At 74.8% G+C, this 14,476-nt stretch carries 14 protein-coding genes and 1 tRNA gene; 6 read left to right on the forward strand and 9 right to left on the reverse strand.

What is annotated here, in order from left to right; all coding sequences use genetic code 11:
- Positions 1-53 precede the first annotated feature (53 nt).
- The 3 genes from ACIQBJ_RS28320 to ACIQBJ_RS28330 form a co-directional block, all read right to left on the reverse strand.
- Positions 54-569: a hypothetical protein gene (locus ACIQBJ_RS28320; protein WP_400716326.1), complete on the reverse strand. Its 516-nt coding sequence runs from the start codon at positions 567-569 to the stop codon at positions 54-56.
- Positions 570-586: 17 nt separating this feature from the next.
- A complete protein-coding gene (locus tag ACIQBJ_RS28325; protein WP_400716059.1) occupies positions 587-1,735 on the reverse strand; it encodes a M48 family metalloprotease in 1,149 nt (382 codons plus the stop codon).
- A gap of 111 nt (positions 1,736-1,846) precedes the next feature.
- Positions 1,847-2,788 (reverse strand): MerR family transcriptional regulator, encoded by a 942-nt coding sequence (locus tag ACIQBJ_RS28330; protein ID WP_400716061.1) that lies wholly within the window; start codon positions 2,786-2,788, stop codon positions 1,847-1,849.
- A 126-nt stretch (positions 2,789-2,914) separates the two neighbouring features.
- Between ACIQBJ_RS28330 and ACIQBJ_RS28335 the strand changes: the two genes are divergently transcribed.
- Positions 2,915-3,676, forward strand: a complete 762-nt coding sequence (locus tag ACIQBJ_RS28335) for a GNAT family N-acetyltransferase (RefSeq protein WP_400716063.1) — start codon at positions 2,915-2,917, stop codon at positions 3,674-3,676.
- Between the two features lie 94 nt (positions 3,677-3,770).
- Here the strand turns inward: ACIQBJ_RS28335 and glnII are convergent, their stop codons facing one another.
- The 5 genes from glnII to ACIQBJ_RS28360 form a co-directional block, all read right to left on the reverse strand.
- Positions 3,771-4,793: a glutamine synthetase gene (gene glnII / locus ACIQBJ_RS28340; RefSeq protein ID WP_400716328.1), complete on the reverse strand. Its 1,023-nt coding sequence runs from the start codon at positions 4,791-4,793 to the stop codon at positions 3,771-3,773.
- A gap of 228 nt (positions 4,794-5,021) precedes the next feature.
- The gene (locus tag ACIQBJ_RS28345; RefSeq protein ID WP_400716065.1) at positions 5,022-5,972 is read right to left on the reverse strand and encodes an SCO1860 family LAETG-anchored protein; all 951 of its coding nucleotides are present in this window, start codon (positions 5,970-5,972) and stop codon (positions 5,022-5,024) included.
- Between the two features lie 293 nt (positions 5,973-6,265).
- The gene (locus tag ACIQBJ_RS28350) at positions 6,266-6,808 is read right to left on the reverse strand and encodes a GNAT family N-acetyltransferase (RefSeq protein WP_400716067.1); all 543 of its coding nucleotides are present in this window, start codon (positions 6,806-6,808) and stop codon (positions 6,266-6,268) included.
- Between the two features lie 156 nt (positions 6,809-6,964).
- Entirely contained in the window at positions 6,965-7,645 is a 681-nt protein-coding gene (locus tag ACIQBJ_RS28355; RefSeq protein ID WP_400716069.1) for a uracil-DNA glycosylase, read from the reverse strand.
- A 75-nt stretch (positions 7,646-7,720) separates the two neighbouring features.
- Positions 7,721-8,809 carry an amidohydrolase family protein gene (locus ACIQBJ_RS28360; protein ID WP_400716071.1) on the reverse strand — a complete coding sequence of 363 codons (1,089 nt, stop codon included), beginning with the start codon at positions 8,807-8,809 and terminating at the stop codon, positions 7,721-7,723.
- A 94-nt stretch (positions 8,810-8,903) separates the two neighbouring features.
- Here ACIQBJ_RS28360 and ACIQBJ_RS28365 point away from each other — a divergent pair, with 94 nt between their 5' ends.
- Entirely contained in the window at positions 8,904-9,995 is a 1,092-nt protein-coding gene (locus ACIQBJ_RS28365; protein WP_400716073.1) for a pyridoxal-phosphate-dependent aminotransferase family protein, read from the forward strand.
- Between the two features lie 7 nt (positions 9,996-10,002).
- Here ACIQBJ_RS28365 and ACIQBJ_RS28370 read toward each other — a convergent pair whose 3' ends face one another.
- Positions 10,003-10,677 (reverse strand): SMI1/KNR4 family protein, encoded by a 675-nt coding sequence (locus tag ACIQBJ_RS28370; protein WP_400716075.1) that lies wholly within the window; start codon positions 10,675-10,677, stop codon positions 10,003-10,005.
- 139 nt (positions 10,678-10,816) lie between these two features.
- On the opposite strand from ACIQBJ_RS28370, the gene ACIQBJ_RS28375 reads away from it, so the two are divergent.
- The 4 genes from ACIQBJ_RS28375 to ACIQBJ_RS28390 all read left to right on the forward strand — a co-directional run bounded on the left by ACIQBJ_RS28375 (position 10,817) and on the right by ACIQBJ_RS28390 (position 14,472).
- Positions 10,817-12,394 carry a TauD/TfdA family dioxygenase gene (locus tag ACIQBJ_RS28375; protein WP_400716077.1) on the forward strand — a complete coding sequence of 526 codons (1,578 nt, stop codon included), beginning with the start codon at positions 10,817-10,819 and terminating at the stop codon, positions 12,392-12,394.
- A gap of 95 nt (positions 12,395-12,489) precedes the next feature.
- Positions 12,490-12,560, forward strand: a tRNA-Gly gene (locus ACIQBJ_RS28380).
- Positions 12,561-12,764: 204 nt separating this feature from the next.
- The gene (locus ACIQBJ_RS28385; RefSeq protein ID WP_400716080.1) at positions 12,765-13,904 is read left to right on the forward strand and encodes an NUDIX hydrolase; all 1,140 of its coding nucleotides are present in this window, start codon (positions 12,765-12,767) and stop codon (positions 13,902-13,904) included.
- 64 nt (positions 13,905-13,968) lie between these two features.
- Complete coding sequence (locus ACIQBJ_RS28390) at positions 13,969-14,472, forward strand: hypothetical protein (RefSeq protein ID WP_400716082.1); 504 nt, start codon at positions 13,969-13,971, stop codon at positions 14,470-14,472.
- The last annotated feature ends 4 nt before the right edge of the window (positions 14,473-14,476 follow it).

The raw sequence follows: 14,476 nt of genomic DNA on the forward strand, positions 1-14,476 counted from the left end.
GGCAGCCGGATCATAGCTCCGTGCACGGACGCCCCGTCAACTGTCCGGCGGGCTCAACCGAGCGCGGCCGCCCAGGCGGTGAGGGCGGCGAAGTCGGCGGGCCGCAGGCCGATCCGGTGGTCGACCGGCAGGGTGAGCGCGGGCCCCGGGTGGTGGGCGGCGATCCAGGCGGTGTCGGCCGGTTCGAGCTCGTCGTCCACCCAGGCGAACGGCCGCCCGGCGGCCCACTCGACCAGGTGCCGGGTCTTCCAGTGCAGGCCGTCCGGGTCGCCGTGGTGCATGGACGGCCAGTCCACGTACGGGAGTTCGGGCAGTCCGAGGAGCGGCGCCAGGTGCTCGTCGGCCTCGCCCTTCCAGGTGGTCGCCCAGACCAGCTCGAACGGCAGCGCGCGCAGCGCCGGGCCGTGCTCCGGGTGCAGCCAGACCCGCAGCGGCTTCGGGTTGCGCACGCCACTGGCCCGCTGCCGCTCCCGCCAGGTCCGCGAGGCGACCCGGTGCGTCAGGTAGCCCTCGGGGCGGCGGTACGGGGAGCCGACGTACGGGGCCAGCGGGCCGTCGACGTCCAGCATCAGCAGCGGACGGCCCGTCACCCGGCGCTCCAGGCGCGGGCGGCGGCGATCCGGCGGCCGCCGCTGGGGTGGGTGGCGAGCAGCAGTTCCAGAGCGCGCGGCGGGTACGGGTCGGCGACGTTGGCCACCACCAGGCGGCGCTGCATGGCGATGAACTGCTCGGCGTCGCCGGTCAGTTCGAGGGCGTGCCGGTCGGCGCGGGCCTCGATCCGGCGGCTGGCGGCGCACTGCGCGGGCAGGCTCGCCGCGCCGAGCAGCGCGGCCAGGGCGGCCAGCAGCGGCAGCGAGCGCGGGTCCTGGGCGGAGGCCGCGCCGGCCGCGTCCAGCAGCGGCCGCCAGGCCAGCAGGGCCGCCAGCACCGGCACCACGACGGCGGCGCCGAGCGCGCCCAGCACGGTGCCGGTGAGCACGTCCCGGTGCTTGACGTGGCCGAGTTCGTGCGCGGCGACCAGTTCGATCTCGCGCGGCTCGGCGGTGGTCAGCAGGGTGTCGTACACCACGATCCGCCGGGTCGGGCCGAACCCGGAGACGTACGCGTTCAGCGCGGTGGTGCGGCGGGAGGCGTCGGCGACCAGCACGTCGCGCACCGCGATGCCGTCCCGGTCGGCCAACTCCAGCAGCGCGGTGCGCAGTTCGCCCTCCGGCAGCGGCTCGAACCGGTTGAACATCGGCTCGAACACCAGCGGGTGCAGGAAGGACAGCGCCACCGTCAGCAGCGCCGCCGCGGCCGCGCCCGCCACCCACCAGTGCTCGGGCGAGCGGCCGATCAGCGCGTACAGGCCGAGCGCGAGCGGCAGGAACAGCCCCAGCGCCACGGCGGTGCCGCGCAGCGCGTCCACCGCCCAGCCGGCCCAGCCCTGGGTGACCAGGCCGAACCGGGCCGAGGCCGTCCGCACCCGCGCCGAGAACGGCAGCGCCACCAGCCGCCCCAGCAGCACCAGCGCCGCGCTCCCGCCCAGCACCCGGGCCGCCCAGCTCCCGCCGAACAGGTCGCCGGCGGCGGAGACCAGCCCCGCCCCGGCCCCGGTGAACCCGAGCGCCGCCGCCAGCAGCAGCGCGGCCGCCTGCCCGCCCAGCAGCCACGGCAGCCGGGCCCGCCGCAGCGCGCGCCCGCGCGCCAGTTCCTCCGCGGTGAAGTCGGCCCCGGCGCTCGCGGTCTCGGTCATGCCCCCAGCGTAGTGACCCCCGGCCGTCCCCGCGCCGGGCCGTTCGGCGCCGGGCCGCCCCGGGCCCTACTGCCCCGCGCCGTGCTGTCCCGGGCCCTACTGCCCCGGGCCCTACTGCCCCGCGCCGTGCCGCCGCAGCGCCGCGGCGAACCAGCCCAGCACCGGGGCCAGCACCGGCGGCCGCGGCCAGCCGTTGATCCGGGCCACCAGCTCCCAGTACCGCTCCACCCGCGGGTCCGCCGCCACCTCCAGGCGCTCCAGGATCCAGCGCCGCAGCTCCGGGTCGTCCGGCCGGTCGAAGGTCAGCGCGTAACGGGCCGTCAGCCCCGCCACCACCTCCCCCGCCGCCGGGCTGCCGGGCTCGGTCCCGGCGGCCAGCGCGCCGTTCACCGCCGCCACCACCTGCTCGGTCAGCTCGTGGTGCAGCCCCGTGCGGTCGCCCTCGGCGCGCTGCGCGGCCTGGTAGGCCGCCATCCGGCGGACCGAGGCCCGGAAGTCCCGGTCCGCGGTCAGGGCGGCCAGTTCGGCCCACGCCGCCACCTGCCCGGGGTCCGGGTCCTCCGGCAGCTCCGGCGTCACCGTCCGGACCAGGGCGACCAGTTCGGGGTTGGCGTCCGCCGTCCCGAACGTGTCGGCCACGAACTCCTCGATCATCAGCCGCCGTTCCTCGGCGGACAGCCGTACCAGTCGGTGCATCGTCGCGGTCTCCTTCGGGTCGGTTCCTCGTTCGGCCACCGCGCGCAGGACCGCGCGGCGCGAGCGCAGCGCCCGGATCTGCACGTCCAGTGCCTCCGCGTGCGTCCGGGCCACCTCCGGAAGGCTCCCCTCCCGTTCCAGCACCTGCCGGACCACCGCCAGCTCCAGCCCCAACTCGCGCAGTGTCCGCACCAGTTCGAGCCGCGCCAGGGCCTCCGTCCGGTACTTGCGGTACCCGGCCGCACTGCGCTCCGCGGACGGCACCAGACCGAGGTCGGAGTAGTACCTGACGGTCTTCACCGTCACCCCGGCCCGCCGCGCCAGCTCCCCGATCCCCATCAGCCCGTCGCCGTCCATGCCCCCACCCTCCGGTCTCCCCCGACGGGAGAGTCAAGCAGTTGCCGGAGCGGCCCGGCCGGGGGCCGTTCCCCGGGCGGCGGGAAATCCTGCGGAACCGGCGGAGGGGCGGCCTACGATGGCGGGATGTTCGAGGAGAGTCTGCAGGTGGCGCTGGAGTTCCGGCGCGGGTTCGCCCGGCGGCAGGCCGCCGAGGTGGTGGAGGTGCCGGGCGGGTTCGCGGTGCTGCACGAGCGGTTCGAGTATTCGCACGAGCACAACCAGCTGGTGCTGGACGTCCCGCCGGGCGGGCTGGACGTGGCGGAGCTGGCGGAGGACGTGCTCGGGCACCTGGGGCACCGGCGGATCTCGGTGTTCGACGACGCCGCGGGCCGGGCGCTGGTGCCCGGGCTGGTCGCGGCGGGGTACCGGCACGAGACCGAGGTGGTGATGGCGCACCGCGGGGAGGTGCCGCTCGGCGGCGGGGCCCGGGTGGTCGGGCTGGCGGAGGTCGCCCCGGCGCTGGAACGGCAGTGGCGGTGCTGGCTGCCGTGGGCCTCGGAGGACTCGATCGCGCAGCTGGTGGGCCGCCGGACGGCCCGGGAGGCGGGCGCGGACCGGGTGTTGACGGTGGCGGCGCACGACGCCGACGGCACGGTCGGCGCCTGGGCCGACCTGTACCAGGACGCCGCGGGCACCGCGCAGATCGAGGACCTGGCGACCGCCGAGGACCGGCAGCGCCGCGGCCTGGCCGACGCGGTGCTGGCGACCGCCCTGCGGCTGGCCGCCGACCGCGCGCCGGACGCCCTGCGCTTCCTGGTCGCGGACGCCGAGGACTGGCCGCAGCACTGGTACGCCCGGCGCGGGTTCGTCACGGTCGGCCGCACCCACGGCTTCGTCCGGATGTGAACCGGCTTCCCCGGCAGGGGAGTTCACGCGACGGCGCCCGCCGTTCCCCTCGCGGGGAGCGGCGGGCGCCGTCGTGCCGTGCCGGTGGGGCGGATCAGACCTGGCCGGCCTTCTCCAGGGCCTCGCAGCAGGTGTTGACCAGCAGGCGGGTGACCACGTACGGGTCGACGTTCGCGTTCGGGCGGCGGTCCTCGATGTAGCCCTTCTGCTCCACCTCGACCTGCCACGGGATGCGGACCGAGGCACCGCGGTTCGAGACGCCGTAGGAGTAGACGTTCCACGGGGCGGTCTCGTGCTTGCCGGTCAGGCGGGACTCGATGTCGTCGCCGTACTGGGTGACGTGCTCCAGCACCTTCTCCTGGGAGGCGCCGAGCGACTCGCAGGCGGTGATGATCGCGTCGTAGCCCTCGCGCATCGCCTTGGTGGAGAAGTTGGTGTGCGCACCCGCGCCGTTCCAGTCACCGCGGGCCGGCTTGGCGTCCAGGGTGGCGTCGATGCCGAACTCCTCGGCGGTGCGGTAGAGCAGGTAGCGGGCGATCCACAGGTCGTCCGAGACGGTCAGCGCGTCGACCGGGCCGATCTGGAACTCCCACTGGCCGGGCATGACCTCGGCGTTGATGCCGCAGATCGCCAGGCCGGCGTCGATGCAGCGGTCGAGGTGCAGCTCGACGATCTCGCGGCCGAAGACCTCCTCGGCACCCACGCCGCAGTAGTAGCCGCCCTGCGGGGCCGGGTAGCCGCCCTCGGGGAAGCCGAGCGGACGGGAGCCCTTGAAGAAGGTGTACTCCTGCTCGATGCCGAAGATCGCCTCCTGCGCGGCGTAGCGCTCGGCGACCTCGCGCAGCGCGGCACGGGTGTTGGACTCGTGCGCGTCGCCGTTGGTCTCCAGCACCTCGCACAGCACCAGGATGTTGTCACCGCCGCGGATCGGGTCCTTGACGACCTTCACCGGCTCCAGCACGCGGTCCGAGGCGTGGCCCTCGGCCTGGTTGGTCGACGAGCCGTCGAAGCCCCAGGTGGGGATCTTGTCCGCGTTCGGAAGCACCCGGGTCTTGGAGCGGAGCTTGGCGGTCGGCTTGGTGCCGTCGATCCAGATGTACTCGGCCTTGATCGCCACTGCGGTGATCCTCACTGCTTGGGTGGTGGGTGCCCGCGTAGCGTCGCAAGCCGCCGTTTCCCGGTTGTTCCTCCTATGTAACGCCCATGTGAACCAACGGTCCGCAGTGGCACGCTCACTGTTGGAGAGTGCCTGTCTCGGGATGCGAGCGCGCCACCGGGACGGAAGGGGCAGAACGGACGCCGTTCGGAACGGAACCGACGCCGCCCGGGACGGAACGGACGCCGCTCAGTGGCGCCGGGCGTGCGCGGCGCGGCGGCGGCGGGTCATCCAGACCGCGGCGCCGCCGGTGACCAGCAGCGTGACGGCGCCCGCGGCGAGCGCCGTCGTCCCGGCCGCGCCGGTGGCGGCCAGCTCCTCCCCCGCCGCCTTGGGCACCGGCCGGTTCTGCGCGGTGCCGGCGGTCGACGGGGCCGCGGCCGGGGCGCTGCCCGCGACGGCGGCGGGCACCGGCTTCTCGCAGGACACCGCGGCGACCGTCACCCGGCCCTCGACGGTGGCGACGTTCAGGTTCAGCGGGTTCAGCTTGACCTGCAGCTCCAGCGCGGAGGCCGCGGCGGTGGCGGAGGCGACCGTCTTCCTGGTGAACTCGACGTCGACGGTGCCGACGGCCGGCACGGCCACGTGGGTGGGCGAGTTGAGGCCGACGGCGACGGACCTGCCCAGCACGGTGACCCGCGCGGGCGCGACCACGTCGGCGGTCGGCTGCCCGTCGACCGGGCAGGTCACCTCGGCGCTCATCGCCTCCAGGCCGACCAGCGTGGTCAGCGGCAGGCCGGGCGCGTGCACGTCGGCGGCGACCAGTTTCACGGAGGCGGTGGCCTGTTTGTCGTCCACCTTGGTCACCGACTTGCCGACCTCGGCCTTCACCAGGGTGACCGGCCGCCCGCCGTCGACCCCGTCGACGGTGGCGGTGAGCATCGCGCCGTTGCGCTGGGCGGGCGACTCCACCTTGTTCAGCGCCACCGCGACCGGGACCTTCACCTTGTTCAACAGCGTGACGTCCAGCGCGAGTTCGGCCGTCACGGCGCTGGCCCGGCCGGGCTTGGCGACGGCGGGCGCGGCGGGCGCGGCGTCGGCCGCGGCGGCGTTCGGGAGCGGCAGCGCGACGGCGAGCGCGGACGCCGCCAGGGCGGACGCGGCGACGGCACGCAGGGTGCGCACGGGCAGAGCGGACATGGCAGGAACCCCCACACGACGGTGCTTGGCGGAGCGCGCCCGCGACCTCGCCCGGCGCACGGCGCTGCGGTGCCTCGCAGCTGCCTCGCTCGGGGAGGGGACTCGCGCTCCCGGCTGCCGCCAGTCTTCTCGAACAGTGCGTCACTTCAGCAACACAGAGCGTCATTTCACCCTTTGGGGTGGTGTTGACGCTCCACGTTGACCGTTCGGGGGTTCGACCTGACGGATTCCCGTCGGGATCTGCCCGCCCGCCGGGGGTCGGCGGGCGGGCACCGGCCCGGTCGGCCGATCCGTCAGCCGGTCAGGCCGAAGGCCAACATGCCGTCGATGTCCGGGAGTCGGGAGAATCCGGCGCGCTCCATGACCCGCTGCGAGGGGACGTTGTCGGGCGTGGTGGTGGCGATCACCTGCTCCACCCCGGGGCGGGACAGCGCCCAGCGGGCGAGCGCGCCGAGCGCCTCGGTGGCGTAGCCCCGGCCGCGGGCCGGCTCGACCAGGTCGAAGCCGATCTCCACCCGGCCGCCGTCCGGCCCGCCGTGGAAGCCCATGCCGCCGACGGCCAGGCCGTCCTCGACCCGGACCAGGGCGTAGTTGCCCCAACCCGCCTGCCACAGACCGGCCGCGGCGGCGCCGGCCATCATCCGGGCGCCCACCCGGGTGCCGTCGCCCGGCTCCCCGCCGAGCCACTCCAGGTCGGCCGTGCCGCCGTCCCGCAGCGACTCGGCCTCGGCCGGCAGGATCTCCCGCAGCCGGACCCGGTCGGCCGGGATCTCCGTCCGCTCCTGGGTCCCGGCGGCGGGCTGCTGGTCGGCGGGCGGGGTGGTGAGGTCGGTCACGTGCGCTCCATCATTGCGGTGGTACTGGTCAGTACCCCCGCAGCCTGCCGTAACTTCGTCCCCGAATCGAGGGTTTTTCGCAAGCCTCTTCGGGGCGTTCGGGGCGCTCGACCCGTCCGGGCCGCTCGGTGCGCTCCGGTGCTGCCGCGCCGGTGTTCAGGAGGGCAGTCGCCAGTCGACCGGGGAGCCGCCCTGCCGGACCAGCAGGTCGTTGGCCCGGCTGAACGGGCGGGAGCCGAAGAAGCCGCTCGCCGCGGAGTACGGGCTGGGGTGCGGGGACTCGATGCTGGGCACCTGGCCGAGCCACGGGCGCAGCTCGCGGGCGTCCCGGCCCCAGAGGATCGCGACCAGCGGGCCGCCGCGCGCCGCGAGGGCCTTGATGGCCTGCTCGGTGACGGCCTCCCAGCCCTTGCCGCGGTGGCCGTTGGTCTTGCGGGCCTGCGTGGTGAGCGCCCGGTTGAGCAGCAGCACGCCCTGCGCGGCCCACGGGGTGAGGTCGCCGTTGGCGGGCGGCGGGAACCCGAGGTCCTGGCTGTACTCCTGGTAGATGTTGACCAGGCTGGCCGGCACCGGCCGGACCTCCGGCGCCACCGAGAAGCTGAGCCCGACGGCGTGGCCGGGCGTGGGGTACGGGTCCTGGCCGACGATCAGCACCCGGACGTCCGCGAAGGGCTGCTGGAACGCCCGCAGCACCTGCGGGCCGGGCGGCAGGTACGTCCGCCCGGCGGTGAGTTCGGCGCGCAGGAAGTCGCCCATCGCGGCGACCTGCCCGGCCACCGGGGCGAGGGCCTGCGCCCAGCCGGATTCCACGAGTTCGTTCAGGGGTCGAGCAGCCATGGACGTCAGCCTATCGGCCGCGCCGACAACCGCAGTTCACCCGCCGTCGCCGCCCCGGCCGCCCCGCCCGCGGGGTCAGCCGACCACCCGGCCGTTCAGCACGATGTGCGCGGGGGCGGCCAGGACGCGCAGGTCGGCGCGCGGGTCCCGGGGGTAGAGGACCAGGTCGGCGGGGGCGCCCTCGGTGAGGCCGGGGCGGCCGAGCCATGCGCGGGCCGACCAGCTGGCGGCGGAGAGGGCCTGGAGCGGGGTGAGCCCGGCCTTCGTCAGCTCGATCGCCTCCTCGGCGACCAGGCCGTGGGCGAGCGAGCCGCCCGCGTCGGTGCCGACGTAGACGGGGACGCCCGCGTCGTGCGCGGCCGCGACCGTGTCGTAGCGGCGGGCGTGCAGCCGCCGCATGTGGGCGGACCAGGCCGGGAACTTGGCCTCGCCGCCGTCGGCGAGCTTCGGGAAGGTGGCGATGTTGACCAGGGTCGGGACGATCGCGACGCCGCGTTCGGCGAAGGCCGGGATCAGCTCCTCGGTGAGGCCGGTGGCGTGCTCGACGCAGTCGATGCCGGCGGCCAGCAGGTCGGGCAGCGACTCGGTGGCGAAGCAGTGCGCGGTGACCCGGGCCCCCTCGGCGTGCGCGGCGGCGATCGCCCCGGCCAGCGCGTCGCCCGGCCAGCACGCCTTCAGGTCGCCGGCGTCCCGGTCGATCCAGTCGCCGACCAGCTTGACCCAGCCGTCGCCGCGCCGGGCCTCGGCGACGACGTACGCGGCCAGGTCGCCGGGCTCGATCTCGTGCGCGTAGTTGCGGATGTAGCGGCGGGTGCGGGCGATGTGCCGCCCGGCCCGGATGATCTTCGGGAGGTCCTCGCGGTCGTCGATCCACCGGGTGTCGGCGGCCGAGCCGGCGTCCCGGATCAGCAGGGTGCCGGCGTCCCGGTCGGTGAGCGCCTGCTTCTCGGCGGTGTCGCGGTCGACGGCGCCGTGCGCGTCCAGTCCGACGTGGCAGTGCGCGTCCACCAGGCCGGGCAGCGCCCAGCCGGTGAGGACGGCGTCCGGCTCGGCGGCGGGGCGCTCGAAGGTCACCCGCCCGTCCACCGCCCAGAGTTCGTCCCGGACGTCCTCCGGGCCGACCAGCACCCGGCCCCTGATGTGCAGCACCCCGCGGTCCGTCATGCCCCGCACTGTACCCGCGGCGTCGCGGGTGCACCGGCGGCCGTGGGGCAGACTGGACGACGGTGTCGCTCCGCTCACGAAAGGCCCTTGCCGCATGCTGCTCGACCTGCCCCCGCTGACGGCCGACCGGTTCGCCGCGATCGAGGACCGGGTGGCGGCGCTGCTGCGCACCGCGTCCGACGTGATCGTCACCCAGGGCGAGGCGCTGCTGCCGCTGGAGGCCGCGATCAAGGGCGCGGCGCACCCCGGCTCCACCGCGCTGAACATCGTCACCGGCCCGTACGGGCAGACCTTCGGCGGCTGGCTGCGGGACGCCGGGGCGAAGGTCGTCGACCTGGCGGTGCCGTACGAGACGGCGGTCTCCGCCGAGCAGGTCGCGGCGGCGCTGGACGCGCACCCGGAGACCGGCTTCGTCTCGCTGGTGCACGCCGAGGCCGCCACCGGCAACACCAACCCGGTCGCGGCGATCGCCGAGGTGGTGCGGCGGCACGGCGCGCTGCTGATGCTGGACGCGGTGGCCTCGGTGGCCGCCGAGCCGCTGCTCACCGACGCGTGGGGCGTCGACCTGTGCGTGATCGGCGGGCAGAAGGCGATGGGCGGCCCGGCCGGCGTCTCGGCGGTCTCGGTCAGCGACCGGGCCTGGGAGCGGATCGCCGCCAACCCGGCCGCGCCGCGCCGCTCCTACCTCTCGCTGCTGGACTGGAAGGAGCGCTGGACGGACGCCGGGCGCACCCAGCTGCCGCACGCCCCGGCCCAGTTGGAGATGCTGGCGCTGGAGGAGTGCCTGGCCGCGATCGAGGCCGAGACGCTGGACGCGGTGATCGCCCGGCACCGCGCCGCGGCCGCCGCCACCCGCGCGGGCGTCCTCGCCCTCGGCCCGCTCACCCGCGGCGCCCTCACCCCGTACGTGACCCGCGCCGAGGACGCCGCCCCGGTCGCCACCACGGTGCGCACCACCGGCAACGCCACCGAACTCGCCGCCGAGATCCGCCGCCGGGCCCCGCACCTCCCCGTCCAGGCGGGCGGCGGCCTGCTCTCCTTCACCATGCTCCGGATCAACCACTACGGCCCGGCCGCCACCCCCGAGACCGTCCTCGCCGTCCTGGAGGCGCTGGCCCAGGCCACCGGCGTCCCCGCCGCCCCGGCGGTCACGGCAGCCACCGAGGCGTGGGAGCGGGCGGTCTGACGGTCCGTCAGATCAGCGGGAGCCGTTCGCAGAGTTCGTCGAGCGCCTCCTCGCTGTCCGCCCGGAGCGAGAACCAGGTGTCGCCGAGGGTGGCCAGCAGGGCGTGCGGGTGGGCGAAGAAGCGGGTGTCGACGCCGGGTTCGTGCAGACGGGGCAGGGCGGTCCAGCCTTCGAGCGCGGCGGTGTCGACCTCGCCGGCGTCGGTGTGGGCGTCCTCGTCGAAGAGCGGCTCCAGCAGGACCACGGCCAGGCACTCGACGGAGAGGCGGGCCGTCCAGGGGCTGGTCTCCGGCTCGACGGACGGGGCGGTGTCGGGCCAGCAGACGGTGGGCGGGTCGTCCCGGTCGAGGGTGTCGAGCGGGATGCCCCAGTAGGCGCAGGACTGGTTCTCCACCCGGTACACCAGGCAGCCGCGGTCGGTGTGGAGCTCGGCGGGCGGCAGCAGGGTGTCCTGGTTGCCGGTGAGGTCGGGGCGGTGGCCGAGCAGCGCGTACGCCTCGCGCAGGGCGGCGGGCAGCCGCAGGCCCAACCGGGCTTCGGCGGCGTCGAGTTCGGCGTCGGTGTGGCCCGCGCCGGGGACCAGCGGGGCGCCCCAGAAGGCGGCGAGGTCGGCGACCAGGCGCCAGGCGGCGGCGCGGTCGGTGAGCGCGGCGGGCAGGTCGCGGGGCAGGTCGAGCGTCATGCGGGCAGGGTAGGCGGTCCGGGTGACAGGGTTCGGCTGCCGGTGGTCCGCCGTTCACCGGGGCGGCGGCCGGTGTACCCGGAGGGCGGCTTGGCTGGGCAACCCCCGTCGAGTTGTCTGTACAACCGGAGGCTGCTCCATGTCCGTGCCCCACCCGTACTGGCTGCGGGACAACTGCCCGTGCGCCGACTGCCGCGACCCGCGCAGCGGGCAGAAGCGGTTCCGGATCGGCGACCTGCCCGAGGACCTGGCCGCCGTCGAGGCCGCCGAGGACGCGACCGGCCTGACGGTCCGCTGGTCCGACGGCCACCGCTCGCACTACCCGGCGGGCTGGAACGACCACGAGGAGCCCGACGACCGCACCGAGCGCGCCAAACGCCTGTGGCAGGCCGCCGACTTCGCCCGCGGCCTGCCCGAGGCCGACTGGGCGGCGTACCTGGCCGACCCGGAGGAGCGGATCGCGGTGCTCGCCGCCGTCCGCCGCTCCGGCTTCGCGCTGCTGCGCGGCGTCCCGGCCGAGCCGGGGCGGGTGCTGGAGGTGGCCCGCAGCTTCGGGTACGTCCGGGAGACCAACTACGGGGCGCTGTTCGACGTCCGGGTCGAGCCGGACGCCGCGAACCTGGCCTTCACCGACGCGGCGATCGCCCCGCACACCGACAACCCGTACCGCGACCCGGTCCCCACCCTGCAGCTGCTGCACTGCCTGCACAACGAGGCGGCCGGCGGCGACTCCGGCCTGGTCGACGGCTTCCGGGCCGCCGACCTGCTGCGGGCGGAGGACCCGGCGGCGTTCGCGCTGCTGGCCCGCACCCCGGTGCCGTTCCGCTACCGGGACCGCACCGCCGACCTGTCCGCCGAGCGGCCGATGATCGGCCTGGACCCGCGCGGCGCGATCCGCGAGGTGCGCTTCAACAACCGCTCCCTCGGCACCCTGCGCGGCCCGGACGGCGCCGCGCCGGACGCCTTCTACGCCGCCTACCGGGCGTTCGCCGCGATCACCCTGCGCCCCGAGCTGCAACTGGAGTTCCGGCTCGCCCCCGGCGACTGCCTGGTCTTCGACAACACCCGCCTGCTGCACGCCCGCACCGCCTTCGAGGGGGCGTCCGGCCGCCGCCACCTCCAGGGCTGCTACGCCGACCTGGACGGGCTCTCCTCCACCCTGGCCGTGCTGCGCCGCAACACCGCCGCGCTGGACGAACTGGAGGCGCTGTTCGAGGGCGAGGGGGCCAGCGAGTACCTCGGCGAGGCCGTCACGCTGGCCGAGCACATGCGGCAGGCCGGGGCGCTGGCCCGGGCGGCGGGCGCGCCGCCCGCGCTGGTGGCCGCCGCGCTGCTCCACGACATCGGCCACTTCCGGGGCTCCGGGCGGGAGTTGATGGCGGGCACCGACAACCGGCACGGCGAGACGGCGGCCGCCCGACTGTCCCGCTGGTTCCCGCCGGCCGTCACCGAGCCGGTCCGGCTGCACGTCGAGGCCAAGCGCTACCTGTGCACCGCCGAGCCCGGCTACTCCGACCGGCTCTCCCCCGCCTCCGTCCACACCCTGGCCGTGCAGGGCGGCCCGCACACCCCCGAGCAGGCCGCCGCCTTCGCCGCCCACCCCTTCGGCCCGGACGCGGTCGCCGTCCGCCGCTGGGACGAGGCCGCCAAGGACCCGGCCGCCACCGCCCCGCCCTTCGCCGAATTCCGCCCGCTGCTCCTGGAGTTGATGGGCTGACCGCCCCGCACCGCACCCCGATTACCCATCCGACCTGCGGATGTGCCATGATTCTTCTCGTTCGGCCGGAAGAGCGAAAAACCAAGGCCGATCATGCGTCGGTGGTGCAGCGGTAGCACACCTGTCTTCCTGGCAGGAGGGCTGGGTTCAATTCCTGGCCGGCGCTCGACAACAACGGAAGCCCCCGTCCTCCCGGACGGGGGCTTCCGCCGTTCCCGGACTCGTTCCCGGGCTGTCGCCCGCAGGCGGTTCTTTTCATTCTGACAGGTTGTCGGCACAGCGGTTCCGACCTGCGGCGAGGCACGCTTTTTTGTCACCGCCGCACTATCGGGAGCTCGGCCGGACGGCCCGTTCCTGGCACAGTCCCCTTATGTACACCACCGTCAAGGGCTCCGTCGCCCTCATCGGGAGCTTCCGGCAGCACTACGCCCAAGTCCTGGCGGCCGCGCGGGTCTTCCAGGCCTCCGGGCTGACCGTGACGAGTCCCCCGCTCGGTCCGATCCTCGACTCCGACCGCGAGTTCGTGCGTTTCGCGTCGGATCCCCCGGGCGCCTCGGACCAAGACCTCCAGGCCGCCACCATGGAGAAGATCTTCGCCGCGGACCTGGTCTTCGTCGTGGACCCGGACGGGTACATCGGCCGCACCACCGCCTACGAACTGGGACGGGTGCACGAGCGCGGCATGGCCGTGTACTACGCGGAGCCCCCGAAGGACCTGCCGATCTCCGTACCGCCGGGAACCGTTCTCGACGCCCGGCAGCTGGTGCAGATCCTCGGCGGGAACACTCCGGGCCCCGCACCGGTCAGACGGCCGCGGGTCTCGGCCCAACCCACCGCGGACATCGTGATCTTCACGATCCGCTCGGAGCAATTGCAGGTCCTGCTCGTCCGGCGTGGCAAGGATCCGTACCGAGGGAGGCTCGCGCTGCCCGGAGGCTTCGTCAGGCCCGGTGAGTCACTGGAGGACACCGCGAAGCGGGAGCTCCGGGAGGAGACCGGGTTGAGCGGACCAGGCATTCGGTTGAAGCAGTTGCACACCTACTCGCGTCCCGACCGGGACCCCCGGGGCCGGGTGGTGTCGACCGCCTTCCTCGCCATCGTGCCCGATCCCCCGCAGGTGGTCGGAGCGAGCGACGCCCGGGACGCCGACTGGGTCGAGGTCGAGGAGTCGCTGTGGGGGCCGAACAGCAGCCTCGCCTTCGACCACGGCGAGATCCTCCGGCACGGGCTGGAACACGCCAGGACGCTGCTGGAGCACACCACCGTCGCAACTGCCTTCTGCGAGGACTTGTTCACCATCACCGACCTGCGCAGGGTCTACGAGGCGGTCTGGGGCTGCGAACTGAACCCCGGGAACTTCCACCGCAAGGTCGTGGAGGAGACCACCGGCTTCGTGGTCAGGACCGGAAAGGTGCGCAGGGCGAGCCGGGGAAAGCCGCCGGCGCTGTTCCGTCAGGGGCCCGCCGAGTTGCTGCACCCGCCCATGATGCGCAGCCGCCGCAACCCCTGACGGTCTGCAACGGCTCTGGGCCGCACCGCCCCGGGCCGACCCCCGCTCCGGAAAGGACAACCTCGTGCTCCTGCTCCGCCACTGCGCCGCGTCTTCCGGTGCCGACGGCTTTCCGTCGTCCTGGACCTGGGGAGCCGTGATCGCGGTCGCCGCCCTGCTCGTCGGCACCTGGCTCACCGTCAGTCACCGCCGCCAGGACCGAACGGTCCGCTGGCTCGAGCCCGGATACGAGACCGCGGGGACCGTGCTGATCGTCCTGAACCGGCTGTCACTCACGATCGCTGTCGAGGGAGTCACCTCCGAACTGCCGGAGTTGGTCGACCTGGTCAGCAAACTCAGGATCGCCGAACAGCGCTCCCCCGACCTGCCGTTCGGCACGGTCATCGCCGCACTGGAGAAGTACCGGACGCACGCACTGCCACAGGACCATGTCGCCCGGCTCGCCGAGGACGGCGCCCTGCTGGCAGACCACTTGGCGCTGGCCCAGGCCCAGGGTGTCGTCCTGGAGGCGGCCCGCACCGCGACCGTGCAGGTCCAGCGGGCGATCGAGCGGCGCACGCGGCACTGACCCG

The organism is Kitasatospora sp. NPDC088391 (assembly GCF_044753345.1).
Classification (GTDB): Bacteria; Actinomycetota; Actinomycetes; order Streptomycetales; family Streptomycetaceae; genus Kitasatospora.

What these genes read in the sequence shown, in the direction of transcription:
- ACIQBJ_RS28320 (WP_400716326.1), bottom strand. Translation starts at nt 569, where the DNA reads ATGCTGGACGTCGACGGCCCGCTGGCCCCGTACGTCGGCTCCCCGTAC.
- ACIQBJ_RS28325 (WP_400716059.1), bottom strand. Translation starts at nt 1,735, where the DNA reads ATGACCGAGACCGCGAGCGCCGGGGCCGACTTCACCGCGGAGGAACTG.
- ACIQBJ_RS28330 (WP_400716061.1), bottom strand. Translation starts at nt 2,788, where the DNA reads ATGGACGGCGACGGGCTGATGGGGATCGGGGAGCTGGCGCGGCGGGCC.
- ACIQBJ_RS28335 (WP_400716063.1), top strand. Translation starts at nt 2,915, where the DNA reads ATGTTCGAGGAGAGTCTGCAGGTGGCGCTGGAGTTCCGGCGCGGGTTC.
- ACIQBJ_RS28345 (WP_400716065.1), bottom strand. Translation starts at nt 5,972, where the DNA reads ATGTCCGCTCTGCCCGTGCGCACCCTGCGTGCCGTCGCCGCGTCCGCC.
- ACIQBJ_RS28355 (WP_400716069.1), bottom strand. Translation starts at nt 7,645, where the DNA reads ATGGCTGCTCGACCCCTGAACGAACTCGTGGAATCCGGCTGGGCGCAG.
- ACIQBJ_RS28360 (WP_400716071.1), bottom strand. Translation starts at nt 8,809, where the DNA reads ATGACGGACCGCGGGGTGCTGCACATCAGGGGCCGGGTGCTGGTCGGC.
- ACIQBJ_RS28365 (WP_400716073.1), top strand. Translation starts at nt 8,904, where the DNA reads ATGCTGCTCGACCTGCCCCCGCTGACGGCCGACCGGTTCGCCGCGATC.
- ACIQBJ_RS28370 (WP_400716075.1), bottom strand. Translation starts at nt 10,677, where the DNA reads ATGACGCTCGACCTGCCCCGCGACCTGCCCGCCGCGCTCACCGACCGC.
- ACIQBJ_RS28375 (WP_400716077.1), top strand. Translation starts at nt 10,817, where the DNA reads ATGTCCGTGCCCCACCCGTACTGGCTGCGGGACAACTGCCCGTGCGCC.
- ACIQBJ_RS28385 (WP_400716080.1), top strand. Translation starts at nt 12,765, where the DNA reads ATGTACACCACCGTCAAGGGCTCCGTCGCCCTCATCGGGAGCTTCCGG.